The organism is Desulfovibrio sp. 1188_IL3213 (assembly GCF_036763145.1).
Classification (GTDB): Bacteria; Desulfobacterota; Desulfovibrionia; order Desulfovibrionales; family Desulfovibrionaceae; genus Desulfovibrio.
Genome location: NZ_JBAIYR010000344.1, coordinates 1 through 2,467 on the forward strand (window position 1 = coordinate 1; position 2,467 = coordinate 2,467).

The following is a 2,467-nucleotide window of genomic DNA, read 5'->3' on the forward strand; positions in this document are numbered from 1 at the left end:
TGTAAAAGCTTGCCTCAACGCCTTTCATTCGCGGCATTTCCACGAACTTGCTTTTCGTCGTGCATATTTCCTATCTCTGCTGGTTGCTTTCCAGTCGGAACTGTTTTTTCCGTCCGCGATCCATCAACCTGGCAGGCCCCGATACATCGGACTCCCCCGCAATTGGGACATTTGTTGCGCGTCTGGGGCAAAAAAAGATCGGCCATGCCGGCACGCTGGACCCTCTGGCCTCGGGCGTGCTGCTGGTGCTGCTCGGGCAGGCCACCAAGCTTTCCGGCCACCTCATGGCCGAAGGCGGCAAGGTTTACAACGGTGTGCTGCGCCTTGGGCAAACCACCGACACCTGGGATATCGAGGGACAGGTGACCAATGAGGCCCCGTGGCAGCACATCAGCGAAGACGATGTGCGCCGGGAGGTTGCGGCATGGCTGGAATTGACCGAACAGCCCGTTCCGTCCTATTCCGCCGCAAAACATGAAGGCCAGCCCCTGTACAAGCTGGCCCGCAAGGGCATCAATGCCCCGCAAAAGACCAAAAACATGGAAATTTCACAGGCGGACGTGCTTGAAATAAGCCTGCCGCTTGTGCGCTTTCGGGTCGCATGCAGTTCCGGCACCTATATACGCTCCCTGGCCCACAGCTTGGGGACGCGACTTGGATGCGGAGCCGTGCTCACGGAACTGACCCGGGAGTACAGTCACCCCTTCGGCCTTGATGTGGCCCGCGATCCCGCGGACTTCACGGCTGATCCCGCCCTGTTGCCGGGCTGCGTCATTCCCGTTGCGGATGCGCTGCCCCACTGGCACAGGGTTGACCTCACGCCGGAAGAAGCCGCCCGCGTACGTAACGGCATGGCTGTACCCTGCCGTACGCCACAGGCTGAATCCGCCCCCGGCGACGAACTCGCTTTCCTGATGGATCAGGGTCAGGCCCTGGCCTTGGCAAAACGCGAGATCACGTCCACCGGGCCGTGCTGGGCCGTCATGCGGGGACTTTGGAACTAGGGCAGCAACGCCCGTAACATTGCCTTACCCAAGGAGAACTGCTGTGGTATTGGATCCTACTCAGAAAAAGACCGTTATTGATGCCCACGCCAAGCACGAGGGCGACACCGGCTCCCCCGAGGTGCAGGTGGCCCTTCTTACCGCCCGTATTGAAGACCTCACCGGCCACTTCAAAGAGCACAAGAAGGACTTTCACTCCCGCACCGGCCTGCTGAAACTCGTGGGCCGTCGTCGCAACATCCTCAACTATCTGAAAAAAACAGACGTTCAGCGCTACCGTGCCCTGATCGAAAAACTTGGCCTGCGCAAGTAGGGTTTTTGGCTGCAAGGGGGGAGCCTGAGGCTCCCCCTTGCCACATATACATGCAAACTGCCCCCAAGAGGGCGCAACGCCAGAAGGGGGGTCCGGGAAAATCAGGCAGGGACGTGCGGCTCTGCCCGCTTTTGCCGGAATCCCCTTCGCCTGTGCAAAGGAAATCACATGTCACAAGATATCTTCACTCCCACCCGCGTCTCCTGCCAGGTGGGCGGCAAGGAAATCATCATCGAAAGCGGCCGCATGGCAAATCAGGCCCACGGTGAAGTATGGGTTCAGTGCGGCGGCACCGTGGTGCTCGTTACCGTCTGCTCCCAGCCGCTTGAATTCGACAAGGGCTTCTTTCCCCTCACTGTCGAATACTCTGAAAAAATGTACGCCGCCGGACGTATCCCCGGCAGCTTCTTCCGCCGCGAAATCGGCCGGCCGTCCGAACGCGAAACCCTGGTTTCGCGCCTTATCGACCGCCCCATCCGCCCGCTCTTTCCCAAGGGCCTGAACGAAGACGTGCAGGTGCTTGCCAGCGTTATCTCCGCTGATCAGGAAAACGAATCCGATGTGCTGGCCCTTACCGGCGCTTCGGCGGCCCTCATGCTCTCGCCCCTGCCCTTTGAAGGCCCCGTGGCCGGTGGCCGCATTGCCCGCGTGGGCGGTCAGTTTGTGCTCAACCCCACCTTTGAGCAGCAGGCCCAGAGCGATCTCAACATCGTTTTTGCCGCCTCCGGCGATGCCCTCACCATGGTGGAAGGCGATGCCCGCTTTATTTCCGAAGATGTCATCATCGAAGCCCTTGAATGGGGCCGCCAGCAGATTCTGCCTCTGGTGGAAATCCAGCACAGGCTGCGCGAACTTTGCGGCAAGCCCAAGATGAACTTCACCCCCCATCAGGACGATGAAGCCCTTGTGGCCCGCGTGCACGAACTGGCCCTTGCCAACGGCATGGAAGAAGCCCTGCGCGTGCCCGAAAAAATGGCCCGCAAAGACGCCCGCAAGGCCGTGAAAGAAAAAGTGATGGAAGCCCTCAAGGCCGACGCCGCCTGGGCTGAAAACGAAGCCGCCCTCAAGGCCGTGTCCGACATTCTGGGCGGCCTTGAAAAGAAGCTCGTGCGCGCCCGCATCGTCAACGAAGGCACGCGCATCGACGGAC

The 2,467-nt window shown here is 60.4% G+C and carries 2 protein-coding genes and 1 pseudogene; all 3 read left to right on the top strand.

The genetic code is table 11. From position 1 onward, the window contains the following. Positions 1-122: 122 nt before the first annotated feature. Positions 123-1,004, top strand: coding sequence for a tRNA pseudouridine(55) synthase TruB (truB, locus tag V6C16_RS11210; RefSeq protein ID WP_333543239.1), 882 nt, complete (start codon positions 123-125; stop codon positions 1,002-1,004). Between the two features lie 43 nt (positions 1,005-1,047). Then, positions 1,048-1,317, top strand: coding sequence for a 30S ribosomal protein S15 (gene rpsO, locus V6C16_RS11215; RefSeq protein ID WP_333534344.1), 270 nt, complete (start codon positions 1,048-1,050; stop codon positions 1,315-1,317). Positions 1,318-1,485: 168 nt separating this feature from the next. After that, positions 1,486-2,467, top strand: a pseudogene (locus tag V6C16_RS11220) (polyribonucleotide nucleotidyltransferase); the annotation flags it as partial.